The 26,299-nt window shown below is 32.5% G+C and carries 17 protein-coding genes and 3 pseudogenes; 8 read left to right on the top strand and 12 right to left on the bottom strand.

Annotated features, from left to right (window positions below; all coding sequences use genetic code 11):
• The first annotated feature begins 227 nt into the window (after nucleotides 1-227).
• Complete coding sequence (locus ACFFVB_RS10930; RefSeq protein WP_382382775.1) at nucleotides 228-1,034, top strand: hypothetical protein; 807 nt, start codon at nucleotides 228-230, stop codon at nucleotides 1,032-1,034.
• Nucleotides 1,035-1,052: 18 nt separating this feature from the next.
• On the opposite strand, the pseudogene ACFFVB_RS10925 reads toward ACFFVB_RS10930, so the two are convergent.
• A pseudogene (locus tag ACFFVB_RS10925) lies at nucleotides 1,053-1,217 on the bottom strand (IS110 family transposase); the annotation flags it as partial.
• A gap of 175 nt (nucleotides 1,218-1,392) precedes the next feature.
• Here ACFFVB_RS10925 and ACFFVB_RS10920 point away from each other — a divergent pair.
• The 3 genes from ACFFVB_RS10920 (at nucleotide 1,393) to ACFFVB_RS10910 (ending at nucleotide 4,328) form a co-directional block, all read left to right on the top strand.
• A complete protein-coding gene (locus ACFFVB_RS10920; protein WP_382382773.1) occupies nucleotides 1,393-2,265 on the top strand; it encodes a tetratricopeptide repeat protein in 873 nt (290 codons plus the stop codon).
• A 152-nt stretch (nucleotides 2,266-2,417) separates the two neighbouring features.
• Nucleotides 2,418-2,834 (top strand): hypothetical protein, encoded by a 417-nt coding sequence (locus tag ACFFVB_RS10915; RefSeq protein ID WP_382382771.1) that lies wholly within the window; start codon nucleotides 2,418-2,420, stop codon nucleotides 2,832-2,834.
• Nucleotides 2,835-2,996: 162 nt separating this feature from the next.
• Complete coding sequence (locus tag ACFFVB_RS10910; protein WP_382382769.1) at nucleotides 2,997-4,328, top strand: hypothetical protein; 1,332 nt, start codon at nucleotides 2,997-2,999, stop codon at nucleotides 4,326-4,328.
• A gap of 48 nt (nucleotides 4,329-4,376) precedes the next feature.
• On the opposite strand, the pseudogene ACFFVB_RS10905 reads toward ACFFVB_RS10910, so the two are convergent.
• Nucleotides 4,377-4,540, bottom strand: a pseudogene (locus ACFFVB_RS10905) (IS110 family transposase); the annotation flags it as partial.
• 165 nt (nucleotides 4,541-4,705) lie between these two features.
• Between ACFFVB_RS10905 and ACFFVB_RS10900 the strand changes: the two are divergent.
• Nucleotides 4,706-5,422 (top strand): carboxypeptidase-like regulatory domain-containing protein, encoded by a 717-nt coding sequence (locus tag ACFFVB_RS10900; RefSeq protein WP_382382768.1) that lies wholly within the window; start codon nucleotides 4,706-4,708, stop codon nucleotides 5,420-5,422.
• 33 nt (nucleotides 5,423-5,455) lie between these two features.
• Here the strand turns inward: ACFFVB_RS10900 and ACFFVB_RS10895 are convergent.
• Nucleotides 5,456-5,638 (bottom strand): annotated as a pseudogene (locus tag ACFFVB_RS10895) (IS110 family transposase); the annotation flags it as partial.
• 139 nt (nucleotides 5,639-5,777) lie between these two features.
• On the opposite strand from ACFFVB_RS10895, the gene ACFFVB_RS10890 reads away from it, so the two are divergent.
• The gene (locus ACFFVB_RS10890) at nucleotides 5,778-6,344 is read left to right on the top strand and encodes a hypothetical protein (protein WP_382382766.1); all 567 of its coding nucleotides are present in this window, start codon (nucleotides 5,778-5,780) and stop codon (nucleotides 6,342-6,344) included.
• A gap of 827 nt (nucleotides 6,345-7,171) precedes the next feature.
• On the opposite strand, the gene ACFFVB_RS10885 is transcribed toward ACFFVB_RS10890, so the two are convergent.
• The 3 genes from ACFFVB_RS10885 to ACFFVB_RS10875 form a co-directional block, all read right to left on the bottom strand.
• A complete protein-coding gene (locus ACFFVB_RS10885) occupies nucleotides 7,172-9,307 on the bottom strand; it encodes a beta-glucosidase family protein (protein ID WP_382382764.1) in 2,136 nt (711 codons plus the stop codon).
• Nucleotides 9,308-9,462: 155 nt separating this feature from the next.
• The gene (locus ACFFVB_RS10880; protein WP_382382763.1) at nucleotides 9,463-10,983 is read right to left on the bottom strand and encodes a RagB/SusD family nutrient uptake outer membrane protein; all 1,521 of its coding nucleotides are present in this window, start codon (nucleotides 10,981-10,983) and stop codon (nucleotides 9,463-9,465) included.
• Nucleotides 10,984-11,005: 22 nt separating this feature from the next.
• Nucleotides 11,006-14,014 (bottom strand): SusC/RagA family TonB-linked outer membrane protein, encoded by a 3,009-nt coding sequence (locus tag ACFFVB_RS10875; protein ID WP_382382762.1) that lies wholly within the window; start codon nucleotides 14,012-14,014, stop codon nucleotides 11,006-11,008.
• A 173-nt stretch (nucleotides 14,015-14,187) separates the two neighbouring features.
• Between ACFFVB_RS10875 and ACFFVB_RS10870 the strand changes: the two genes are divergently transcribed.
• Nucleotides 14,188-15,060 (top strand): AraC family transcriptional regulator, encoded by an 873-nt coding sequence (locus tag ACFFVB_RS10870; protein WP_382382761.1) that lies wholly within the window; start codon nucleotides 14,188-14,190, stop codon nucleotides 15,058-15,060.
• A 53-nt stretch (nucleotides 15,061-15,113) separates the two neighbouring features.
• Here ACFFVB_RS10870 and ACFFVB_RS10865 read toward each other — a convergent pair whose 3' ends face one another.
• Together ACFFVB_RS10865 and ACFFVB_RS10860 are read right to left on the bottom strand one after the other, a co-directional pair.
• Entirely contained in the window at nucleotides 15,114-17,549 is a 2,436-nt protein-coding gene (locus ACFFVB_RS10865; protein ID WP_382382760.1) for a glycoside hydrolase family 94 protein, read from the bottom strand.
• Between the two features lie 25 nt (nucleotides 17,550-17,574).
• Nucleotides 17,575-19,176: an MFS transporter gene (locus ACFFVB_RS10860; RefSeq protein WP_382382758.1), complete on the bottom strand. Its 1,602-nt coding sequence runs from the start codon at nucleotides 19,174-19,176 to the stop codon at nucleotides 17,575-17,577.
• Between the two features lie 1,082 nt (nucleotides 19,177-20,258).
• Here ACFFVB_RS10860 and ACFFVB_RS10855 point away from each other — a divergent pair.
• Nucleotides 20,259-21,590, top strand: coding sequence for a tyrosine-type recombinase/integrase (locus ACFFVB_RS10855; RefSeq protein ID WP_382382756.1), 1,332 nt, complete (start codon nucleotides 20,259-20,261; stop codon nucleotides 21,588-21,590).
• Nucleotides 21,591-21,707: 117 nt separating this feature from the next.
• Here ACFFVB_RS10855 and ACFFVB_RS10850 read toward each other — a convergent pair whose 3' ends face one another.
• The 4 genes from ACFFVB_RS10850 to ACFFVB_RS10835 form a co-directional block, all read right to left on the bottom strand.
• Nucleotides 21,708-23,621 carry a protein-disulfide reductase DsbD family protein gene (locus ACFFVB_RS10850; RefSeq protein WP_446685093.1) on the bottom strand — a complete coding sequence of 638 codons (1,914 nt, stop codon included), beginning with the start codon at nucleotides 23,619-23,621 and terminating at the stop codon, nucleotides 21,708-21,710.
• 100 nt (nucleotides 23,622-23,721) lie between these two features.
• A complete protein-coding gene (locus ACFFVB_RS10845; protein WP_092132440.1) occupies nucleotides 23,722-25,017 on the bottom strand; it encodes a DUF3570 domain-containing protein in 1,296 nt (431 codons plus the stop codon).
• A 115-nt stretch (nucleotides 25,018-25,132) separates the two neighbouring features.
• Complete coding sequence (locus ACFFVB_RS10840; protein ID WP_373865839.1) at nucleotides 25,133-25,330, bottom strand: DUF4266 domain-containing protein; 198 nt, start codon at nucleotides 25,328-25,330, stop codon at nucleotides 25,133-25,135.
• An 11-nt stretch (nucleotides 25,331-25,341) separates the two neighbouring features.
• Nucleotides 25,342-26,238, bottom strand: coding sequence for an FAD:protein FMN transferase (locus ACFFVB_RS10835; protein WP_245705854.1), 897 nt, complete (start codon nucleotides 26,236-26,238; stop codon nucleotides 25,342-25,344).
• Nucleotides 26,239-26,299 lie beyond the last annotated feature (61 nt).

Below are 26,299 nucleotides of genomic sequence, written 5' to 3'. Positions count from 1 at the left end.
TGCGTATAAATTAACCTTATTCCTCTCTTTTGTGCTTTCTTTTTATAGGTCTTAATTTAGTGCTTTTTATTAAAATGCTAACTTAAGCCGTATAAAAATAATTGCGGTTTAGTGCTAAAATAAAGGTCGTTGCGTGTTTGCTACATCTGATTTTCCGAAGGAAAATCCTCGCATACAAACCCGCAACTATTCTTATACAACAACGTTGTGCAACATTAACCAAAACTATGATTAAAGATATAATTCTCTCATTTAAAGAAAACATTAAACAGAAAACCACTAATCCGTTTTTTGGTACTTTAATATTAGTTTGGATTATTCATAATTGGGAATTAATCTATACATTTTTCAATTTTGAACCGACAAAAAACTTAAAGGATAGAATAGAGTATTTAAGTAATTATTTTTCTACAATTCCTTTCATCAAAAACATATTATTATGTGCTGGAATAACGTTTGCTGTACTTATTACCACCTATATCTTCCTAAATTTAAGTAGATTAATTATAAATGTTTTTGAAAAAAAACTCACACCTTGGGTTTATAAAATAACCGACAAAAGCAGCGTTGTTTTAAAGGAAGATTATCAATTAGTACAAGCTGAAAGAAACCAACTTTTCTCAAAAGTAGAAGAAGAAAAAACAGCGAAATTAAAAGCTCAAGGAGAGGTTACAAAACTTGAAGAAAAAATTTCTGAATTATTAGCTTCAAAAGATATTACAATCGAGGATGTTATAGATTCTAATAATGACAATACCTATGATAACTCAAAAATTATATCGTTAATACTAAAAGACGAAAACAAAAGAAAAGTTTTGGACAGATTAATTGATACTAGTAATAATGATGATTGGTTTGAAGTGACTAAAGAAAACATGAACGATGTGAATTATTTTTTAAGAACTGATATTATTCAAATAACCAATAAGCACGGCACCAATTCTGATTATCGAAAGTATAATTTCACTGACTTTGGAAATAATTTGAAAAGAGATTATATAAATAAAACGTTGCACAACAAAGTACTGTGGTAAAAAACAAGTAAAAACTCATTAATTTCCCACTAAAACACGTCTATAATTATTATCATATAATAACCCTGATTTGGCTATGGCAAAAGCCTGTTTTAGGGGCTTATTACATACGGCTATTAATGCTAACTTTTTACTTTTCCCTTTGGCTACTATACGCTCATAAAGTTCCCTGCATACACTATTAGGTATATGCATCATAAGAGCTGCAAAAAATGTAATTAATCTATACAACGACATACCATTTCATTTATCTTTAGATTATAAAACACCAAATATGGTATATCAATTATCTGCCTAAAAGCAATTTTGAGCTGTAGCCATATTTTAGGACAAGACATTTGAACAAATCCACGAACAAATGAATAAATTAACAACATTAGTCTTTCTTTTTATTTCAACAATCCTATTTGGACAGACATACGAGGAAAAAATAGCTGAAAAATCTTGTGAATGTATTTCTGAAGATTCTGAAACGGTCAATTTAAACGACCTTTTAAAAAAATGTATTATTTCATCTAAAATTGAAGTTGAAAGTAATGACTCAAACGACAAAGACAATAGTCAATTCACAGTAGAGGGAATTCGTAAAATTTTTAGTGATGTTTCAAATCTTGTCATTGAAAAATGTCCAGCGTTAAGAACAAAAGTTTCAGAACAGAAAAAGCAAGAATTTTATAGACTTTCTGAAAATCAAAAAGCAAATGCATATTTTGAAAAAGGAAATCAACTTCGAGATAAAAAACAGTTTGAATTGGCTATCGATCAATACGAAAAGGCAATTAAAAAAGACATGGAATTTGTAATGGCTTATGACCATTTGGGAGTATCCTATCGAATGAATAATGATTTGGATAATGCAATCAAAACCTATAAAAAGTCTCTTGAAATTTTTCCAGAGGGCGATTTTGCTTTATTAAATATTGCTGCGGCTTATTCAATAAAAAAAAATGAATTGGAAGCACAAAAGCACTATGAGAATCTAATTAAATTTTACCCTGAAAATCCCGAAGGATATTATGGAAGTGGGAAAACAAACTTGATATTGGGCAACAATGAAATTGCCTTGAGAAACACTTTAATTGCAATGATTTTGTATGATAACCAGAATTTAAAGAAAATATCAGATGCAGAAACACTTTTAAGCTTTGTGCACACCAAAATGAAAGAAGAAAATGATTTGGAAAAATTCAATCGGATTTTGAAAGAATACAATGTTGAATTTAAAGAATAAAAACTGCCTACAACAAAGGCTATAAGCAATTGGGGGTATAGGTGTTTAAATAAAAGTAGTAAATAAAACAAAGGTCAGTGCTAAACTGAAAAGGTCGGGTAAAAAATCCCCAACTAACCATACACAAAAACGTTGGCAATAATTTAAACAGAATGACTAATAATAATAGAAAGTCAATATGGGAATCTGCTTTTGACACTAGAACTGCTTTTGCCAAAACTATTTCATTGATTGTAATTCCTGTATTGCTTTTGATTTTCATCTCTGAAAAAGTAGCCAAATATAATGACAGCTGTATTAGTTGGTTTGAGTACAGAAAAACGAAAAAAACCGAAATAAAAAAAGAAAAACCAATCCGATTTGAACATAAAAATGGGCATTATGCTATTTATTTTACAAATGACCGTATAATTTATACTTGCGATGGTTATAGGAAAATTGACAATGATATTCTGTCTAAAAAAATATCTAAAACAAAGGATAGTGAACTCATACGGATTTATGATGAAAATGACGTTGAAATTGATTCTTTTGTGACGGATTGGACAAATTGGATTGGATGGAATTAAAAAACTATTGCCAACACCGTATATGAAAAATTGCTATTTTTAGCTTTACCAATGTTAGTTGCTCGTTTGCTAGCTTCTGATTTTCCTTCGGAAAATCCTCGCACACAAACACGCAACTTTCCTTATACATCAACGTTGGCAGCAACCTGAAAAAACAACCAAATGCTAAATAAACAAATTACAGATTTCAACGAAAATTTAATCGGTTTACGCGATTTTGTTGAACTTATCGACCCTTTTCTAACCGAGAAATTTGAGGAACACGATAAACATATTCAGCCAATTATTTTATCAGCAATGCTTAAAGAAGTTTTAAGTAATGGAGAAAAAATTGAAGACGAAGACAAAGAGAAATTTGTTGAATTTCAAGAAAAAATAGAAAAAGAGTTAGATAAAAAATATAAAGAGATACCAGAAGTAAAATTTGACAAAAAAGAAAATCAAGAGGGAAAAGGTTTTTCTATAAGTATATCAAATTCAAATAACGAGATTTCAAAACATTTAGAAAATGCTCAAAAAAACAAAGAGCATATTGAATTGTTATATACAAACTCATTGATTTCGGCATTAAGTTCTGTTGAATGGTTTTTTTCACAATTATTACACTTCTATTATGATAAACATCCTGAATCAGCTGGTGTACAAAAAAGAACAATGACTTTAACCGAATTAAAAACATTTGGAACAATTGAAGACGCTGAAAAATATCTAATTGATGTAAAAATTGATGAAATATTAAGAGGTAACTTTGAAAGCTGGATAAACCTTTTAAAATCAGAATTATCTCTCGGGTTAGGCTATCTAAAAGATATTAAAGAAGAACTAATAGAAGTATATCAAAGAAGAAACCTTTTTGTTCATAATGGAGGTATTGTAAATTCAATTTATCTGTCAAAAGTTTCTGAAAATCAAAGAAAAGGTATTTCACTTAATGATAAATTATCAGTTAATAAATCTTATTTAGATAATGCAATTTGTAAACTTCAAAAAGCCTTTATATTAATTGGTGCCGAACTTTGGAAAAAGTTAAATCCCGAAGATATAACTAGAGGAGAAATACTTGGAGATATTGTCTATGAGAACTTAATACATTCAAGATGGGATATTTGCGAGGGATTGTGTTTTTTCTCTTTAAAAGACGCTCAAATTAATCCTGTTGATAAAGTTATTGCACAAATAAACTACTGGTTATGTAAAAAAGAATTGGATGATTATAAGTCTATCGAGAAAGATATTAATAAAGCAGATTTTTCGGATAAAAAAGAAATATTCCAATTAGGATTATTTGCCTTAAGAGGAGAAACAGAAAAGGTACTAAATATGCTACCTATAGTTCTTGAAACTAATCAAACAAATATTGAAAGACTTGAGGAATTTCCAATTTTAAAAGAGTTTAGAGAAACTGAAGAATATAAAACATTTAAAAAAGAATCGAAATTTTTCAAAGAGGAAAATAAAGAAGTAATAACACCTGAAATTGTTGAAAAAGAATAAAAGGCAGCTGCCAACAAAGTACTGTGGTAAAAAACAAGTAAAAACTCATTAATTTCCCACTAAAACACTTCTATAATTATTATCATAGGTTAATCCTGATTTGGCTATGGCAAAAGCCTGTTTTAGGGGCTTATTACATACGGCTATTAATGCTAACTTTTACTTTTCCCTTTGTCTACTATACGCTCATAAAGTTCCCGACATACACTATTAGGGATATGCATCAAAAGAGCTATAGAAAATGTAATTAATTTATACAACGACATACCATTTCATTTATCTTTAGATTATAAAACACCAAATATGGTATATCAATTATCTGCTTAAAAGCAATTTTGAGCTGTTGATATATTTCAGGACAAGACATTAATGAAACTATGAGATTGATTTTATTTTTTTTACTTTCAATCCCAAGTTCATTATTTGCTCAAAATATTAGCGGAACTATTTATGACGATGGAAGCACACTTGAATACGTAAGTGTTATCAATATTACCAAGAATTTCGAATCATTTTCTGATGCTAATGGATTTTTTACAATTGAGGCTATTGAAAATGACACTATATTATTTTCTTCCTCATTTCATATTGATAAAAAAATCTTAGTTACCAACGATTATTTGAACAAAGAGGTCACCATTCAATTAGAACAAAAAATAAATAATCTTGAAGAAGTAATAATAAGTAACTATTCTTTTGATGAGAAACAATTTAATTCAAATTTTAAAAATCAAATACTATATGATCTTGACCATAATATGCAGGCTTATGAACAGCCATCGAATGGGAATGTAGATTTTAGAAAGATTTTTATACGTGCAAACAAACTTCTGAGTAAAAACAAAAAAAATAAGTCTTCTATAACACCTAATTATATTACATATTCTGAATTAAAATTACTTTTTTTAGAACAAGGGTTTAATAATGAAAAATTGACAGATGTATTAGAGATAAAAGAGGAAAACGTTGACCTATTTATGGACTTTTGCAGAGGGAAAATTAAAAGTGAATTGCTTGAGGAAAAAAACAATTTTTTATTATTGGACAAATTGATAGATTTATCAACGAAATTTAAAAAATTAAGCGCAGAATAACTATACCGAACAAAGTACTGTGGTAAAAACTCATTAACTTTTCACTAAAGTACTTCTATGAGCATCATCATATAATAACCCTAATTTTGCTATTGCAAATGGGTGTTTTATTAAGGTATTACAAACTGCGATTAATGCCACTTTCTTGCTCTTTCCTTTGTTTACTATGCGCTCATAAAGTTCCCGACATACACTATTGGGTTTACAAGCATTAAAGAGTTACAAAAAATGTAATTAATCTATACAACGACATACCATTTCATTTATCTTTAGATTATAAAACACCATATATGGTATATCAATTATCTGCCTAAAAGCAATCTTGAACTGTAGCCGTATTTTAGGACAAGACATTATGAAAAAAACTCTGATATTATTAATAATCCTGCTGACTTCAAATTTAGTTGAAGCACAGTTTATAAAAGAAAAATCAATAAATGCTCAAGTTGGATATGGACTGAGCGCACCAAGTAATAGTGTTGATGATGTTGTAGACGGTGGTTTTTTTGCTCAAGGAGAATTAGTCCTAAAAGTAAAATCTTGGATTGAATTCAGACCATATGCAGGTTTTATATTTACTAGTTCTAATGGAGAAGACCTTAATGGTAATCCCACTGATGAAAAAGGGGAAACAAAAGCCTTTTTACTTGGAGGAAAAGTAAGAGTTCGTGCGCCAATTCCTTGGGTGGCACCATACGTTGAAATTGGAATTGGAACTTCAATTGGAAAATTTGAAACATTAACCGCATTTGATAATATTGACAAAAGTGGAATTATTTACCATGTTCCATTTTCATTTGGACTTGAATTAGGGAAAAATAATAATGTTGATTTAGGATTTGCTTATTATATACAACCGTCTGTTGAACAGTATGCTGGAGCTTTTGCAGTTGGAATAACATTTCCGCTGAATAATATATAACGCACCCCAACAAAGAACAGAGGTAAAAACCAAGTTCATTTCTTCAAAACTATTAGATACTATTACATTGAGCTTACAAATTCAAGTCGTTGATTTTGTAAGCTTTTTTTATTCTATTTTTTTAATTATTTAAGCCATACAGAAACGCAAGTGTCAGCATCCGGTCTGCCTGATATCGCAATGCCAAAATATTGTTTAAGCAGCTTATTAGCTACAGTAATTAATGTATTCAACGACATACCCTTTCATTTATCTTTAGACTACAAAACAACTAATATGGTATATCTATTAGCAGCGTGAATTTATTTTTGAGCTATTGCTATATTTCGGGATAAGACAAATACTTGACAGCAGCATTAGGGATACCATTAATTCTGAAGTTGCTGAGTATTCGGAGGCTGTATAAATACCAATAATTTTGAAACAGTTAAGGTATTAAGTCTAAATAGATTAATTAATGCCATGAGTTCGTAATTGTTTTGAAGTCAGCTAATTGAGAATCGAATAAAAATATATTTGAAGACTAAAAACTTTTTCGGTTCTTTTAAACTAATTACTGAAATTTGAATTTTAGGGAGTTGTTTAAAATCATTGTCCATGATATATCCAACTCCCCGCAATTCGGCTATTAACACATCTATTTCAAGTCATTCAATTGGGATTTAACCATTTTTAATGGTCCAAAAATCATTCCTTTAATGTTTTTAAAACACTTCCAGTATACTTTTGAAACCCCACATTTGAGCAACTTTAATATCGCCAATAATCCATATTACTAATCGTTTGTAATATGGTTTACTCATTCTTTTAAATTATAATGCACTGCATTAATTCATACGTATTTTAATAGTTGAAGAGACACTATTTGATGCATTTCCAACATAAATGATATAATCTCCTTTTTCTAAACTCCAATCAGAGATCGTTTCATCGTAAAAGGCTAAATCGCTTGGGTTTATTGTGATCGTAAAATCTTTACTCGCTCCTTTTTCAACATTAATTTTCTGAAATCCTTTCAACTCTTTTAAAGCTCTTTTGACTTTAGATTTTGGTTTACCTACATAAACCTGCACAACTTCTTTACCATCTACATTTCCTATATTAGAAACGTTACCTGATACTATGATCTCATCAGTTTTAGCATACGTTTTTTTATCAGTGTTTATATTACTCATTTTAAACGACGTATACGATAGTCCTTCACCAAAGGCAAATTGAGGTTCAATTTTTTTAGTATCGTGCCAACGGTAACCAACTAATATGTCTTCTTTATAATATTGGTTTATACTATCGCCCGGATAAGATAGTTCTCCAAACGCATGTGCCGCATTATCTTCTAACTTTTTAGGAAACGAAAACGGTAATTTCCCCGACGGATTTGCATCGCCACTAACAACATCTGCGATAGCATGTCCTGCTTCACTACCCAAATACCAAGCCTGCATAAGTCCTTTTACTTTTGGCAACCAAGGCATTTCTACAGCGTTACCACTAATTAAAATAACACCCAGGTTATTATTTACTTTTAGAAGGTTATTTAATAGCTCATTTTGATTAAAAGGCAATTCATAACTTTGTCTATCTGCACCTTCACAATCTTGAAAATGATTTTTATTTAATCCGCCAACAAACAAAACAACATCTGCTTCTGAAGCGGCCTCGATTGCTTCTTGTTGAAGCTTTTTAGCATCTAATTCTGAAGGAATGACGCGTCCGTATGCAGAAGGTCCAGACGCATAACCTAACGCATGAATTATAGTCGCGTTTTTAAAACGTGCTTTAATGCCTTGAAGCGGACTTATTTCTGATTTTGCTTTTAATTCTGAAGAGCCTCCACCAAGTGTCATGCTTTTTGTTGCATTTTCACCAATCACGGCTATTGTTAATTTTTTAGTTGGACTGATAGGGAAAAAATTATTTTCATTTTTTAATAATACAATACCTTCTGTAGCGACTTCTCTTGCTACATTTAAATGTTCTATATTATTTATGCGTCCAAATGATTTATTTGGATTCATACTTGTTCTAAGCATTAAACGTAAAATCCGTTTAACTTTATCATCTAAATAGTCTTCACTAACTTCCTTATTTTTTAAAAGTTTTAAAAACGGGTTGGCTAAATAATAACTATCATAAGCATTTTTGGTACTTGTCGTTAAACCATCGGTTCCGGTACCCATTTCTATATCTAAACCATTAAAAATGGCTTCTTTAGTATCGTGAGCACCACCCCAATCTGTAATTACAACTCCATCAAATTGCCAATCGTCTTTCAAAATTTTATTAAGGAGTAATTGGTTATGGCAACAATACTGTCCTCTAAATTGATTGTATGCTCCCATAATAGACCATACGTTTCCTTTTTCAACAGCAGCTTTAAAAGCAGGTAAATAAATTTCATGTAACGCGCGATCACTCACTTCAACATTTATATGATCTCTCCATAATTCTTGATTATTTAAAGCATAATGTTTTACACACGCGGCGACTCCATTTTGTTGTACACCCTGAATATATGGCACTACCATTATTGAGGCTAAGTACGGGTCTTCTCCCATATATTCAAAATTTCTACCATTAAGCGGTGTACGATACATATTTACTCCTGGTCCCAATAACACATCTTTTTTACGATAACGCGCTTCTTCACCAACATTTACTCCATAATCTTTAGATAATTCTGGGTTAAATGTCGCTGCCAAACATGTTAAGGCAGGAAAGGCTGTGATGGAATCATTGGTCCAATTTGCATACTCCCAATTATCCCAATTAAGTTCACTTCGTACACCGTGAGGACCATCGGACATCCACAATTCAGGAATCCCTATGCGTTCTACACCAGGCGTGCTAAATTTGGATTGCGCATGGCACATGGCCACTTTTTCTTCTGTTGTTAATAACGCTAGAATACTATCAATTTTTATTTCTATTTTTTCATCACTTGCTTTTTGAGCATGTAACATCGTTATACTACAGAAGATTATAACGATACTGAAAAAAGTGTTTTTTTTATTTCTACACATATTATCTATAATTTAATTCTTAAAAGAAAACAAAAGGCAGCGTTTAAATTAAACCACTGCCCCTTCTCTAAACAAAACTAATTACTAATTTTTAATTAATATCCAGGGTTCTGATCTTCCTGATTAATCAATGTATTTCTACTTATTTCATTGGCAGGAATTGGGAAAACTTCATTTTTAGAGGTGTAACCTAAACTTGAAAGTTCAGTTTCTGCTAATCCCCAACGTATTAAATCCCAAAAACGTTGACCTTCAAAAGCTAATTCTAATTCTCTTTCCTTAACAATAGCATCAAAAAGCGCAGTTCCAGTTGCAGTAACATCGGTAAGATTTGCTCTGCTTCTAACTTTATTTAATTCAATTAAAGCTTTAGAGTCTTCATTGTTTTTATTGTACGATTCAGCAGCCATTAATAACACGTCTGCATATCTTAAGAGTCTCCAGTTAATTCCAAAATTCAACTCCGTTGTTGGGCCAGCAGTATCTTCAGGTCTTGTTGTGTATTTTAATCTCACATAACCTTCGTAATCATGAATTCCTGTATCTGGAGGATAAACATTACCACCTGAAGCTACTAAATCGGCTTCAGAAATTAATGTTGCATTCTTACGAGTTACATCGCCTGCAGCATCAAACGCAGTACCTATTTTAGATGTAGGTAGATTGAATCCCCATCCGTTTGCGACTCCAATAGCAGCAACATCAAAAACATCTCCTCTAGGCCCCATTAATTGTGCATGAATATTACTTTCTGGACGACCTCCCCAAGGGAAATTTCCCCAGCTATAAGCTTCGGTACTTACATATGTTAACTCTATTAAAGATTCCATACCGTTTTCGGAACTAGAGCTCCAAACATCTGCAAAATCTGGTTCCAAATCAAAAGCTTGAGATGAAATTACTTTTTCAAATTCTATGGCTGCTAAATCATATTTTTCTTGAAACAAATAGACTTTTCCCAATACTGCTTCGGCAGCTTCCTTTGAAATTCTAAAAGGTTGTGCTATTGCAGATCTAGCAGGTAAGCCGTTAATTGCATCTGCTAAATCATTTTCAATTTGCACATAGACTTCACTTTTAGTCGATCTTGCTAAAGCAAATTCATTAATAGATGTGGGCGTTGAAATTCTTAAAGGCACACCACCGTATAGAGTGACTAATTCTAAATAACTATACGCTCGTAAAAATTTAGCTTCAGCAATAAATTTATCTTTTGTACTTAGCTCTGAAACTTCTAGTTTTTCGATTAAAACATTAGCTAAACCTATTGTTTTATAATACCCTTCCCAAACACCTGTAATTACTGGATTATCGGCCACATATTGAAAATCGTCTAGTTGTTGTAATGCGGGTTGATCTCCTATAGTACTTCCTGCATTTGCAATATCTCCTGGTAATACTTTTATAAAAAAGGCACTATTCCAATCTCTGTTATAATTCCATGCCATAAGATCGTAAATACCATATATTACAGATTCTGCTTCTTCATCTGTAGACAGAAAATCGACTTCATTAACCTTTCCTATAGGTTCTACTTCTGTAAAATCACTGCTACATGAGGTATAATTAAAAAGTATTAGAATACCTAGTGTTATAATTTTTATATACTTTTTCATTTTTTAATGATTTAAATTAAGATTATAGGTTTACAGATAAACCGAAAATTATTTTCCCTGGTATTGGGTATACACCTCTATCAATACCTTGACCTGAATTGTTCGTACTTCCAGCTTCAGGATCTAAGCCTTCGTAATTTGTGATCGTAAAATAGTCTTCAACAGATAAAGAAAGGCGTAAGCGATCTATTTTCATTTTTTCTAATAGATATGAAGGCAGTGAATATCCTAATTGAATTTGTTTAATTCTCATGTAAGAACCATCTCCAACCATTAAATCACTTCTGTATAAGTAATCACTACTAACATCTGCTTTTGGGTAAGATGCATTACTTCCTGCACCAGTCCATCTTTCATCATATAAAAATGAAGGTTTGTTAGAATATGGTCTATCTGTTCTGTTCCATAACATATATATTTCATTACCGTGTACACCTTGGAAATTAATATTAAAATCCCAATTTTTATACCCTAAGTTTATTTGACCACCGTATAAAAGATCTGGGTGAGGATCACCAATATTTGTAATATCATTAGCGGTAATATCTCCACTACCATCCACATCTACAATAATAACTTCTCCTGTAGTTTCATCTATACCATTGGTTTTGTAACCTCTGTAATACCAGATTGGTTCTCCTTCTTCGAAACGCGTCGTATCAAAACCTCTAACATTTACACCGTCTATTGGAGAATCTACAGCCAATTCTGTAACTTCGTTTTTAAGTGTAGATAAGTTTAGGTTTACACCATATGAAAAATCGCCTATTTTATTATTGTAGCCCAGTTCAAACTCCAAACCTTTGTTAGAAACAGTACCACCATTAAAGCTACCAAAATTACGACCTACAGACAACGGTATTAAACCATTACCACTTACAATTAAGTCTTTTGTTTTTTTATCGTAATAATCTGTTGTAAACGTAAGCTTTCCATCAAACGCTCTTAGATCGATACCTAAGTCTAATTGCTCAGAGGTTTCCCAAGTTAAGTCTGGGTTTGGAAGATCATCGGCCTCGTAACCAGATAAGAACCCACCGTTACCATCTGGAATTTTAATACCTTCACTGGTGTAGAATTGCAAATCTTCATTTCCATATAAATTTTGATCGCTACCTACTTGACCCCAACTTGCACGAAACTTAAAATAATTTACTTTAGAATCTTCTCCCCAGAAATTTTCATTAGACATGACCCAACCTGCAGATATTGAAGGAAAATAAGCCCCTTTGTTTGCATCTGAAAACGCACTTGACTCATCGTAACGTAAGGTCCCTTCTAAAAGGTATCTATCATCGTATGAATACGAGAATCTTCCAAACACCGATCTTTTCTTTCTTTCTACATAACTCCCACCTGTCTTATCCAGATCGTCATCTTGAGAATAATCATGATACGCATAATTATCACCTTCTTTAGGCATAGGCCCAGAGAATAAGTAGAAATTAGGAGATTGATATCTCTCTGCAGTTGTACCTAATAATATGGTATAATTGTGTTTTTTATAATCGTTGGTATACGTTGCAAAATTCTCCCATAACCAAGAACTTGTTTTGGTAATGTTGTCATCTATAGTTGCTAATGAATTTTGTCTTTCTGCTGAAACATAATAAACTGGATCCCAATTATGATCGATAGAATAGTTTACATCTATCCCTAATCTTGAAGTTAATACCAAACCTTCAAAAGGCGTTACATTTGCAAAAAATGTACCTAATATTTTATCTGTTTTAATATTTCTGTTTTGAATAGACAACATAGCTACAGGGTTTGCAATTTCTCCTGTAACATACTCGGGTAAACCATAATAGTCACCTTTATCATCGGACAGGATAGTTAAACCACGATCAACCAAATCGGTTACTTTAGTTGGAACGCCATCTGTATAAGTGACCGGTGTTAATGGATCCATTAATAAAGCATTATTTAAAATACTTCTGTATTCATCATCTTCACTAATCACGTCTCTACTCGTATTAGAATACGAAAGATTGTTACCAACTTCTAACCAATCGTTAATTTTATGTTTAGAGTTTAATCTGGCGGTATAACGTTTGAAATTTGCCCGATCACCTCCAACTATACCATCTTGATTTGTATAAGAACCAGAAAGCAAATAGCTAGATTTCTCTGAACCTCCTGCAAAACTTAAGTGATGTTTTTCGACCCAAGCCGTTTCAAATACTTCATTTAACCAGTTTGTATTAATACCATTTGATGGAATATTCTGAATTCCAGCCTCATTTAAATACGTTCTGTATTGCGATTCATCCATTAGTTTTATTTGTGTACGCTCTGATTGAAAACCAAATTGTGTGTTGTATGACATTACTGGTTTATCGTAATTATTACCAGATTTTGTGGTTATAAGAACAACCCCGTTTGCACCTTCTGTTCCATAAATTGCTGAAGATGCTGCATCTTTTAAAATTTCTATAGATTGAACATCTCCGCTATCAATGTTATCAATACTACTTGTTTTCATACCATCTACGATATAAATAGGATCTGAGTTCCCATTGGAACCTGTACCTCTAATTCTAATTTTTGATGCCGATCCAGGAGACCCCGAATTACTTAAAACGGAGATACCGGATACTTTTCCTTGCATAGCTTGTTCTACTCGTGTCGAACCGTTGTTTTGAATATCGTCTGCTTTTATACTAGAAATAGCCCCGGTTACTAAGCTTTTCTTTTGAGTACCATATCCTACAACAATAACTTCATCTAATAGACTGGCATCTTCGGCTAAAGTAATGTTAATGATGGTCTGGTTATTTACCATCACTTCTTTTGCTGTGTAACCGACATAACTGACTTTAAGTATAGCGTCAGTAGCTAATTCCTCTAAGGTAAATTTACCATCAAAATCTGTGGTTGTACCATTGTTCGTTCCCATTACAAGAATTGATGCACCTGGCAATGGCCCATTTACATCAGATACTGTTCCTGTAATTTTTTGCGCTTGCACATAGGTGCAGAAAGAAAAAAAGAAAAGAAAAAAAATATTTCTTAAAATTAGAATTTTCATAAATATTTAGTTTAGTTAGTGTTAATAATACATTTTGTATATTTAGAATAGGTATGACCCTTCACAAAGCTACATCACTTGTTAAATAGTTGTTAATATTAAATTATCATTTATTAGTATATTTATTACATCTATTAATATATTTATTACGCATATATTAAAAATAAATCAATATGATTAAAAATGCGCACAGAGAAATTACCAGATTAATACCCGAGGATAGTTTTTTGGTAGAAGAAAGAATAAAGGATGATTTTGATTTCCCTATACATTTTCATCCAGAATACGAACTAAATTTTATTTATAGAGGAAAGGGCGTTAGAAGAATTATTGGAGATAGTGTAGAAAACATTGACGATTTAGAATTAGTACTCGTAGGTCCCAATATCGTGCACGGTTGGGAGCTGCATGAATGTAAATGCAAAGAAATTTACGAAATCACAATGCACATTCATGATGATTTGTTGAATGAAAAAACCTTATCTCGTAAAATTTTTAAGCCTATAAAAGATATGTTTAATAGATCTAAACATGGTATCTTATTTTCAAGAGAAACCACAGTGAACATTATGCCAAGGCTAATGACGCTTCCAAAAATAATTGGTATTAGATATTATTTAGAGTTTATTTCTATATTAGATGAATTGGCTAAGTCTGAAGAACAAAGATTACTATCTAATTCTTGTACAGAACATATTGATTTTCATAATAGCGATAAAATTAAAAAGGTTTACGAATACATTCAACAAAATTTTAGTAGAACAATTACGTTAGCAGAAATCTCTGAATTGGTAAATATGAGTCCCGTTTCATTCAATAGATTTATAAAAAAGAGAACTGGAAAAACGTTTATTTCTTACATTAATGATACTAGAATTAGTTTTGCTAGTAGATGGCTTTTAGAAACAGACCAAAGTATTGGAGAAATAAGTTTTAAATGTGGATTTAACAATATTGCCAACTTTAACAGATTATTTAAAAAAGCAAAAAAATGTACGCCTAAAGAATTTCGAAATGAATTTATAGGTACAAAAAGACTTCTATAAAAAAAGCTTCAATACATAGTATCGAAGCTTTAAAACAATAAGAATAAACAATTTTAACCCATAACTACTGTTATACGGTGGTTTTGCCCTTCTTCTTGGATTGGAATAATGGATGTGTTTATAACATTACCATTTACTAGAATTTGTTTTATGCCTTTACTTACATGATCCGGATTTGTAACTTCTATATTATAAGTAACTCCTCTAAACACTCTTTTCATTTTAAAACCATCCCATTTTTTTGGAATACATGGGTTTATTGAAAGTCCATTATAATCGGGTTTTATACCCAAAATATATTGTGTTATGGCATAAAAATTCCAAGATGCTGTACCAGACAACCAAGAGTTTTTAGCTTCACCGGGTTTAAAAGCTTCTTTACCAGCAATCATTTGGCAATACACATAAGGCTCGACTTTATGTAATTCTGAAATATCTTCTAAAAAACTAGGTGCTATTTTAGAGTAGTAATCATACGCTTCGTCACCACGACCTATCATGGTTTCACCAATCATTATCCACGGATTATTGTGGCAAAACACCCCTCCGTTTTCTTTATATCCTTTTGGATAAGTCGATATTTCACCATATTCAATATAATATTTTGAAAATGCAGGACTATTTAAAACAATACCATAATCTGAATCTAAATGTTCTTTTACAGCATTTAAAGATTTTTCAACCAGACCGTCTTCCTTACCAATTTCGGCCATGGTACACCAACCTTGCGATTCTATAAAAATTTTACCTTCCTCATTCTCATGTGTTCCTACTTTATTCCCATAATAATCATAGGCACGCAAATACCAATCGCCATCCCAACCGTCTTTTTTCACAGCTTCAATCATATTATCTATATGAATTTGTGCGTTATCAGCTTCCGTAGTTTTACCTATTTGATGACATAATTTCACATATTCTTTTCCATAGACTACAAAAAGACCTGCTATCATTAAACTTTCTGCCTTTCCATCTTTTTTGTTTCCTGTGGTTTGAAACGATTCATTAGGATCTTTAGAAAAACAGTTTAAATTCAAACAATCATTCCAATCGGCTCTTCCTATTAATGGTAAGTTATGTGGTCCTAAATTATTAACCACATGATAAAAAGAGGCTTTTAAATGATCGAAATGTGGTTTTGCTCTTGACATATCATTATCAAAAGGCACGAGCTCATCTAACAAAGAAAAATCGCCTGTTTCTTTAATATATTCCGTAGTTGAAAGGATTAGCCATAGCGGATCGTCATTAAAATTCCCTCCTAAAATGGCATTTCCTTTTTTTGTTAGAGGTTGATATTGGTGATAACAAGAACCATCTTCAAACTGTGTGGAAGCAATATCAACTATACGTTCACGGGCTCGCTCTGGAATTTGATGTACAAAGCCAATTAAATCCTGATTAGAGTCTCTAAACCCCATACCACGACCAATTCCCGACTCAAAAAACGAAGCAGAACGTGACATATTAAACGTCACCATACATTGGTATTGGTTCCAGATATTAACCATTCTATCTAGCTTTTGTTCACCAGATTGAATATTAATTTTCCCTAATAAATTATCCCAATAGGCACTTAGTTCATTAAATGCAGTTGTTACTTTATCAACCGTATCAAATTTTGCAATCATGTCCTTTGCAGGCTTTTTATTGATTACAGATTTGCTTTCCCATTTATTATCTTCTTCAACTTCAACATAACCGAGCATAAAAACATAGTCCTTCTCTTCGTTAGGTTGAAGTTCTACTTCTATGTAATGAGAAGCCACCGGAGACCAACCGTGAGCTTCCGTATTTTTAGATCTCCCTTCTGCAACCACATCGGGAGCATCAAAACCATTATATAATCCTAAAAATGATTCTCTATCGGTATCAAAACCATTAATTTTTGAATTCACCGAATAAAATGCATAGTGGTTTCGTCGTTCTTTAAACTCCGTTTTATGGTAAATTACGGCGTCTTCAATTTCTACTTCACCTGTATTAAAGTTTCGTTGAAAGTTTGTCATATCATCTTCGGCATTCCATAAGCACCATTCAATGAAAGAGAATAATTTCAGCTTTTTTACTTTTGAAGAGGTGTTCTTAATACTTACTTTTTGAATTTCACCCCAAAAACCGAGTGGTATAAACTGAAGCACTTCTGCTTGAACACCATTCTTAGAACTTTTAAATTTAGTATAACTCATACCGTGTCGGCATTCGTAACTATCTAACTCGGTTTTTACCGGTTTCCATCCTGGACACCAAGTCGTATCTTCGTCTTTTATATAAAAATATTTACCACCATCATCAATAGGGACATTATTATATCTATAACGTGTTAATCTTCTAAATTTGGCATCCTTATAAAAAGTATAGCCACCTGCAGTGTTTGATGTTAAAGAGAAGAAATCTTCATTTCCGAGGTAATTAATCCATGGGTAAGGTGTTTTTGGATTTGTAATTACATATTCTCTGTTTTCATCATCAAAATGTCCGTATTTCATATAGTGAAAATTTAATTTTAATAGTTTACTCCTTCAGTCTTCTTGACTGTAATTCTAGAGTGATCTCGTTAATTTTAGCTTGTGTTAATGGGTATAACAACATCAAACCCGCAGCGATTAAAGCGATGATTAATGGAATCCAACTCATTAACATAATAATACCTGGTATTGCGCCTTGAATAGACACAGCATCTTGCCCATTGTAATTAAAAGCACCTAGAACAAAACCGATAATGGCTCCTGCGATACCACCTCCAAATTTGGTTGCAAACGATCCTGCCGAATATATAAGTCCAGTAGCACGTCTCGTGTTTTTAAACTCAGAATAATCAGCAACATCTGCCAGCATAACAAAAAATAATGTGGCAAAAATGGCCGATGCTAATTCGGAGAGCATCCCTAAAAAGAAAATAATTTCTATATCTCCTGGTCCGCAAAAAAACAGTAAAGCGTTAACCCCTCCAGAAAACAGTAAGGCCGTAATAAATACACTCTTTTTTCCAAATCGTTTTCCTAAAGGCGCAGTAATCATAGCGCCTGCAATAGAAGCAAACATGAGTCCGATTAAGAATGAAGCTGCTAGTATTTGATTATTCAAATAATGTGAAAAATAAATAATGACAATACCCTGTTTTATGGAATTATAAATATTGAATAGAAGCCCAACTCCTAATAAAATTAACCATGGCTTATTTTTAAGTAAATTTTTAAAGTCTTGTTTTAAATTATTTTTTTGTGCCTTGGGAGGGTGAACTCTTTCTTTAGTTGTGTAGAAGGTGATAAACATAAACAAGGTTAAGAATACAGACATGAAGTATATAGAATTACTATACCCTCGTTTTTGGTCTATAATTGAAAAAGATTCTGCTGTTAAATCGTTTTCTCCCGTTACAATAAATTCGTAATTTTTATTAGCTTCGACTGAAAAACTTTTTTTAACAGATGCTATAGAGTCTTGCACTTTTTGAGGGCCATCTGCCCAAGAGAACATCGCAATACCATTTTCAGTTTTAATATTTACGTTTTCTACACTGCGAGGAACAGATACCGAAACACGAAACGTTTTATCTTCTATTTTATTAAGTATGATATCTGGATTTACATTTCCAAAATAAATAACTAAAAATAAGAGTGCACCTTGTACAAACATACCTCCAGCAAAAGCCCCTACCATTCTATAAGACCCTAAAGATGTCCGCTCTTTATCATCGCCTGTCATAACCGCCATAAGCGCGCCATAAGGAATATTATTGGCTGTATATATTAATGTAAAAAGTATATAAGTAATATATGCATATGCTATTTTACCAGAATCGCTTAAATCGGGAGTTGTAAATAATAGCGATAAAATGACACCCAGTGGAATGGCTGTCCATAAAATCCAAGAACGAAATTTACCATATTTAGATGTTGTTCTATCCCCTATAATTCCCATTAAGACATCGCTAATCCCATCGCTAAAACGTGCTACCAAAAACAAGACACCTACTGTTACTGGACTTAAACCAAACACATCTGTATAAAATATGAATAAAAAAGTAGCAACACCTCTCCAAGCAATATTTGCAGCCCCATCACCTAAAGCATAACCTATTTTCTCTGAAATTGATATTTTGGTATTTTTCAACAACATGTGATTTTTGTTTTTTCAAAATTAGAAAGTCCTTAAAGAATTAATTGAGCTTTTATTGTCATTTATACATTCAATTATTTCAACAATGCATTTTAGAATAACGTATTCTTCGTTTTTATAAAACAAAAAGATAAGGATGAATTAAACATATGTTACATACTTACTGCTGCTTATTTACATTATTCCCGCGAAAAATAAGATTTAAGGGCATTAAGGTTAATCGTATAGAATTAGATGCTCCTTAAGGCTGTAGTCTGCCCATATCATTATAATTATGCCTTTAAAACCTCTGTTAGATGAATTTTCGTATTAATAACTCAGAAAAGAAGAAGAAGAAGAAGAAGAAGAAGAAGATCTCATATTATCCTTTTTGGAAGCTCTTGATTATTTAGATTTAAATATTAAAAGTAATTACTACTCGAATCCATTAACATATGATGCTGGAGAGCTCCACATCATGTTTTCATTATATAATCAATCGCATGACAGTCATGAACCATTATTAGAGCACTGTATTTAAAAGTTAAAGCACAAACTTTATTTAATAGAACAGGTGTTCCATTCATAGAAACGAACTATAAGTTGCAATAACTATAGACATAATTCTTTCACCACTTGTATATGAGTCTATAACCCTCTTTTCCTAAATTAATAACACTGGAATATATAGACAAGCTTACATAATTATGTGTACAAAAATTTAAAACCAATGAGACTTGAGTTGGATCAATATACACTCTGTGGTTTGTTTTGGTAATAATCAATAGTAGATAACAGTACACAAAAAGTAAAACACTGTACCTATGTTGTATAAAAGTCATAAAAAAAGGCCTCACATTTCTGTGAAGCCTTGTAAACTTAGTAGCGGGAACTGGACTCGAACCAGTGACCTTCGGGTTATGAGCTTAAAGGTAATGTGTTTTAAAATGTATCAGAATATATTAAAATATATGAAATACATCACTTTACATAATTATTGATGTAATTTACATACAATCAAAATCAAACTATTCTGTACTTATTCTGTACTAACATTTTTATATTTTTATTATCTTTGTAATCAAAGGTAAAAGATTATGGCAAGTATTAAGATAGTTTTGCGAAAGAATATGATGAGAAAGGATAACACTATCCCTCTTGCTATACGTATTAGTGAAAATTACAAAACCAACTATAAATGGTTAGGACAATATGTTCTTGAAAAAGATTGGGACAAAAACACAGGAAGGGTAAAAAGAACGCACCCTAATGCAAAAAAGCTTAACAATTTTCTCTTAAAAAAACTTACCGAAACAAATGACATTTATTTTGATTCAAAAGAAAATATCACACCGAAACAGGTTAAGCAAAAATTAAATGGTGCTGGTGGCTCTAAATCATTTTTTGTTTTTGCCGCAGATAGAGTCAAACGTAAATATGAACGTGAGGTATTTTCAGTTGCGAAATCTGAATTATCCATTCTTTATAACTTGGAAGAGTTTTTAAACTTGAATATTTCATTAGAAAAAGATTTAGCCGTAAAGGGTATATTTGAACGCAGAAAGCAGCGTGTCAGTAAAGGGCGTAAAGGCGAGCATTCATTTATGGATTCCGTTACGTATTTTAAGAAGAATAAGTCTTTAAAGTTTCAAGATATAACAGAATCATTCTTGGACAAATACAAAGATTTTTGTTCCGTATATCTTAATCAAAAATCTCGTACTATCACAAATCAACTTATTTTTATTCGCACCCTATTTAATAAAGCTATAAAGGATGGAATAGTTGATGCTAAATTCTACCCTTTCGGTGGGGAAAAAGAAAAAATACGCATTGGGAACAGTCATAAAATAGGTTTGACTGTCTCTGAAGTTGAACAGATAGAGCTTTTAAGATTAGAACCATATACCTCAATATGGCATACTAAAAATGTATGGCTTACAGCTTTCTATTTTGCAGGTATTAGAATATCAGATGCCGTTAAATTGAGGTGGTCTGACTTCAAAGACAGCAGATTACTCTACACTATGGACAAAAATGAAAAACCAGTTAGTCTTAAAATTCCTGATAAAGCTTCTGAAATTCTAAATTTTTATAAAAAAGAGAGACATCATAATAATGGATATGTCTTCCCATTTCTTAAAGAGGTAAATGTTTCGAATGAAGAAGAAATTTTTAAAAAAACAAGAAACGCCACTAAACTGTTCAATAAATATTTAAAGCGAATTGCAACGATGTGCGAGATTGAAAAAAATCTATCAAACCATATTGCAAGACATAGTTTTGGTAATATTGCCGGGGATTCTATCCACCCTTTAATGCTTCAAAAGCTATACAGACATAGTGATTTGAAAACCACCATAAATTATCAGGCCAACTTCATCCATAGGGATGCAGATGATGCATTGGATAGTGTTATTAACTTTTGAGTGATAGTTTTTATCGACAAATAATTTTATGTCGAAACCATAACCTATGCATTTGATAAAAAACGTGATAGATAAATAATTATAGCACAACTTAAAATAACAAAAGCAAACAAAATTCTACTTCCTAACACCAACCTTTAACCACTCATAATACTCATCAATCCCAGCATACTGTTTCGCTTCGTTTAAAATTTCTAAGTCAGAGGTCATTGTTACATAAAATGGTTGCGATGCAGTTTGAAAATTTAGGTATTGAAACGTTGACCATTTGTCTCCAATGGTTTCTATATCTTTTAAATGATTTTCATTGAGCTTCATTCTAAATTGAGCTTCTTTTGGCAATTCTTTCCTATCATCTATGTACAAGGATATAAGTACGTATTCATCTTTTAAAATCTGATATACTTTTGGATCACTCCACACATTTTCTTCCATCTTTCGACAGTTTACACAAGCCCAACCAGTAAAGTCTAATAATATGGGTTTGTTGTTTGCTTTCGCGAAAGCGATACCTTCATCAAAATCTTTAAAGCAGTCTAATCCTAACGGACAATCTGATTCTTGCTCGTAAAGGCTATAAAAGGTCGGTGGTGGAAAGCCTGCTAATAATTTAAGATGTGAATTTTTAGTAAGTCCTGTACCAAGATAAATAACAAAGGCTACCACTAAAACTGCAAACGAAACTTTTGGGAAACTAAACTTCTTTTTACCATCGTGAGGGAATCTTATGACTCCAAAAAAGTATAAAGCCATTAGCAAGAATATAAGCATCCAGATACCAATAAAAACCTCTCGTTTTAATAATCCCCAATGCGCCACTAAATCTGCGTTTGATAAAAATTTAAATGCTAATGCAAGCTCTACGAAACCTAATAACACCTTTACAGTTGTTAGCCATCCACCTGACTTTGGCAGGGATTTTAAAAGATTAGGAAAGAGCGCAAATAAAGCAAAAGGCAGTGCAAGTGCTACTCCAAATCCTGTCATTCCTGCTGTTAATTGAAATGCGCCTCCTTCACTTGTAAGTGATCCTGCTAACAAAGAACCTAATATAGGACCAGTACAAGAAAATGAAACTAGTGCCAATGTAACGGCCATAAAAAATATACCGATAAGCCCTCCAGTACTGGAAGCAGAATCCATTTTATTAGACCAAGAATTAGGCAGTGTTAACTCATAATAGCCAAAGAATGAAAAAGCAAAGAATATAAAAATCACAAAGAAGATAACATTCAACCAGATGTTAGTCGAAATGGTATTTAAAATCTCTGGATCTACAGAGTCTAAAAAGTGGAAAGGAATACTAAGCATTACATAAATAATAACAATAAAGGCTCCATATAGAATGGCGTTTCTAACCCCTTTTGCTTTATTCCCTGACTGCTTTGTAAAAAATGAAACTGTAAGCGGTATCATCGGGAATACACAAGGTGTAAGTAACGCAACAAGACCTCCCAAGAAACCAAGAACAAAAATCTTCCACAAATTCCCGTCTGAGGTAAGCTCTTCTGAGTCTGATAATAAGCGTTCTTTATGTTTTAAATCGAGTAGTAAGCTATTAGAAAGTGTTTTGCTTTTTTCATCTAAAACCACATTGTCAAGCGTTGCTTTACTACCATCAAGATTAATTACAAACTGCTCTTCTTTATTAATGCAAACTTCTTTACAAACCTGATAGTCTAAGTTTATAGTTATTTGCTTTATATCTTTATTTAAGACTTTAATACGTTGTGTAAACTGAGCTTTTTTAAGAAAATAAGTTTCTTCTACTTCAAAAACATCATTGTATGCTTTTAAAGTTTCACTCTCTTTTGTTTTGCCCAGTAGCTCATAGTTGCCTTCTGATTGCTCAAAGCTAAGAACAGACGGCAATGAGCCATCTTCACTTGTAAATTGAGAAAAAACGTGCCACTTGTCATCAATTGATCCTGTGAGTATTACATCGTACTCGGAGTCTGAAATTTTAGTAATAGTAGATTCCCAGGTTACAGGATCTATAACGCCTTGTTGAGCCGTGCTTATTCCGCTCAAAAAAAGGACAAAAGCTACAATTAAATTTTTTATATTAGTCTGTAAAGGTCTTGTCCTACTGTTAAAGTAGAACAAGATTAGTTTAATAAGAGGTTTTGAATTAGTCCATCACAAATTTAAATCCAGCGGTAATGATGCTAGAGCTAAACGTTGTATCTCTATCGTACTGATAGAATTTAAGGTCTATACTTTTTAAGCCCAATTTCCAGATGTGCGCTTTCGCAAAAATGTCTGTGTAAGAAACTCCAAAGCCAAATTGATTTGCACTGTACTCAGATAAGTCATAATCTGAAGTGTAAAACTCATCTGTGGATAATGCTTCTTCATAAGGCCTAAAGTAATCTGCTGCGGTTTGATTATAGAATCGGTACGAAGGATAAAGCGTAAACTTATCTGTTATCTTAATAGGCACTTCTATACTTGCGGTATGCGATGTAATTCCCCAATCATCATAATAATAGCGGTAAAAAGTACGTACTGTAAAGGTTTCATTGAGATACCAGTTTAAGCGACCACCTGCTGCCACTTTAAATCGAGAATCTGGTAAGCGTTCAATAGCATCTGCTAGTTGAAAATTCTCAATAAAAGAGTCTGCAACATCTCCAAAATATACTCGCTGGAATGGTGTTGACAATAAACCTTGCTGCTGAACAAAATCAAGTGCTAAAGACCCTTGAACATTCTTGTGAAGAATTTGAGAGAATCCAAAACCTAGAGAATATGAATTACGCCCTTCATCTGCAAACTCAGTAAAAATCGGTGCGTAATTTGTATTTCCAGTAATCGTGTTTTGAGTAAATAATCTGTTACTTAAACCATTTCCTCCTTCGCCAAAAGGCCTTAACTCTGTAGGGTAGATAGCATTCCAGGTATCTATATACACATTACCGTTCACACTTAGTTCGGTATTTTTCTCATTGAAGAGCTTAGTATAACTACCTCCTACACCTACAGAAAAATAATCATATTCTGAAGACACAGATAGTTTAGCTGACCAGATATCATTTCTGTCGTCTGAGCTGTGACTGTAACTTCCTGTTAGGTTTGCCCATAAATCGCTGCTTGACGCACCTGATGAAGCTTGAAAAGGATCTGCCTGTCCACCACCGTCAAAAGGTCCAACATTACTTGAAGAAGCAGAGGTGTATGCAGAAACTCCTGCATCTATCGTTAATACATCGTCATCATTTAATGGAATGGAAACCACAAATGTACCTGTAACGTCTGTCAACTCTTCAGTACCAATACCGCCACTTACGGCAGCATTATCTCCATCTTGCGTGTAATAACTTGATAAGAAATCCACTTCTACAGATTCAAGTACTCTTTTTTTATAGACTTTAGTCGAGTCTTGTGCTGTTTGTGAGTACGCTTTCGCGAAAGCGAATACACACATTACTAAAATTAATTTTTTCAAATTGTTTTGTTGTATTAATTAGATTCCGCTATATAGCGGAATAACTTCAATTCACATTTTTAAGTGCCGATTGCTTCTTAAAAAAGGAATTCAGTTAATTACAGCCGCAGCCTCCTCCAGTTTTTCCTCCATTTGCACCTACCGCTGCTTCGCGATAGGAATGTGCTGTGGTTACATTACGATCACACTTCTTTTCAGACAACGCCATATCTGGATCATTGATATTTACTTTTTCGTATTCTTTTACGACTACACAACTACTTAAACAGGTAGCTATTACTGCCGCTATCATTAATCTCTTTATCATATTTTGTCTATTTTTATGTTGTCTGATTTGAAGATATTTCCTTTATCATCAATGATGATACATTCTATCTTTGGCATCTGATTTATTCTGCTCAATCCTACATCTTTACCCATAACAAATACAGACGTAGCGAGTGCGTCGGCAAGTTCTGCTTTGGGCGCAAAAACTGTTACACTTATAATTCCGCTAGATGGATATCCTGTTCTAGGATCAATAATGTGGGAATAGCGTGTTCCATTAAATTTTACAAACTTCTCGTAATTACCAGAGGTCACAACAGCACCATTTGTAATAGGCAATAGCGCAAATACCTTATCCTTATCCATTGGATTTGTGATGGCTACTTTCCATTCTTTACCACTAGGTTGTTTTCCCCAAGTATTCATATCTCCAGAGGCGTTTATAATGCCTGATGATACTCCTTTAGAGATTAACAAAGACTTAGCTTTGTCTGCCGCATATCCTTTTCCGATAGCTCCAAAGCCTATTTTCATTCCTTCTAACTTGAGAAAGACTGTACTATTTTCTTTATCTAAGATGATGTTCTTAAAGCCAACTTTAGCAACAGATTCTTTTATTTTTTCTTCGGAAGGCATCTCTGTCATACTACCATCAAATTTCCAAATGCGATCCATAGATGCATAGCTAATGTCAAAAGCGCCATCTGTCAATTTTGAAATACCTATTGCTCTTTCAATTAATTGAAACAATTCTGAATCTACTTTTACAGCTTTGATACCAGCATTTCTATTAATTTCTGATGTTTGAGAATTGGTATCCCAAGAAGAAATCAGTTTTTCTATTCTTGTAATTTCGGCTACAGCAGTATCGATATACTTATTTCCTATACTTTCATTTTCTGCAACTACGGTTATGTCAAAACGACTACCCATTAGTTTGAGTGTACGTTTGTATGGCTGTTGCGCTATACAGACAACTGAAAAGAACAATAAT

It is taken from the genome of Formosa undariae, from assembly GCF_042427615.1.
Classification (GTDB): domain Bacteria; phylum Bacteroidota; class Bacteroidia; order Flavobacteriales; family Flavobacteriaceae; genus Formosa; species Formosa undariae.
Note: the sequence above shows the minus strand (reverse complement) of the source record. Positions and strands in the feature narration are given on the sequence as shown.

Excerpts from the sequence above, each read along its gene's own strand:
- ACFFVB_RS10930 (WP_382382775.1), top strand. The coding sequence starts at position 228 with ATGATTAAAGATATAATTCTCTCATTTAAAGAAAACATTAAACAGAAA.
- ACFFVB_RS10920 (WP_382382773.1), top strand. The coding sequence starts at position 1,393 with ATGAATAAATTAACAACATTAGTCTTTCTTTTTATTTCAACAATCCTA.
- ACFFVB_RS10915 (WP_382382771.1), top strand. The coding sequence starts at position 2,418 with ATGACTAATAATAATAGAAAGTCAATATGGGAATCTGCTTTTGACACT.
- ACFFVB_RS10910 (WP_382382769.1), top strand. The coding sequence starts at position 2,997 with ATGCTAAATAAACAAATTACAGATTTCAACGAAAATTTAATCGGTTTA.
- ACFFVB_RS10900 (WP_382382768.1), top strand. The coding sequence starts at position 4,706 with ATGAGATTGATTTTATTTTTTTTACTTTCAATCCCAAGTTCATTATTT.
- ACFFVB_RS10890 (WP_382382766.1), top strand. The coding sequence starts at position 5,778 with ATGAAAAAAACTCTGATATTATTAATAATCCTGCTGACTTCAAATTTA.
- ACFFVB_RS10885 (WP_382382764.1), bottom strand. The coding sequence starts at position 9,307 with ATGTTACATGCTCAAAAAGCAAGTGATGAAAAAATAGAAATAAAAATT.
- ACFFVB_RS10880 (WP_382382763.1), bottom strand. The coding sequence starts at position 10,983 with ATGAAAAAGTATATAAAAATTATAACACTAGGTATTCTAATACTTTTT.
- ACFFVB_RS10875 (WP_382382762.1), bottom strand. The coding sequence starts at position 14,014 with ATGAAAATTCTAATTTTAAGAAATATTTTTTTTCTTTTCTTTTTTTCT.
- ACFFVB_RS10870 (WP_382382761.1), top strand. The coding sequence starts at position 14,188 with ATGATTAAAAATGCGCACAGAGAAATTACCAGATTAATACCCGAGGAT.
- ACFFVB_RS10865 (WP_382382760.1), bottom strand. The coding sequence starts at position 17,549 with ATGAAATACGGACATTTTGATGATGAAAACAGAGAATATGTAATTACA.
- ACFFVB_RS10855 (WP_382382756.1), top strand. The coding sequence starts at position 20,259 with ATGGCAAGTATTAAGATAGTTTTGCGAAAGAATATGATGAGAAAGGAT.
- ACFFVB_RS10845 (WP_092132440.1), bottom strand. The coding sequence starts at position 25,017 with ATGTGTGTATTCGCTTTCGCGAAAGCGTACTCACAAACAGCACAAGAC.
- ACFFVB_RS10840 (WP_373865839.1), bottom strand. The coding sequence starts at position 25,330 with ATGATAGCGGCAGTAATAGCTACCTGTTTAAGTAGTTGTGTAGTCGTA.
- ACFFVB_RS10835 (WP_245705854.1), bottom strand. The coding sequence starts at position 26,238 with ATGGGTAGTCGTTTTGACATAACCGTAGTTGCAGAAAATGAAAGTATA.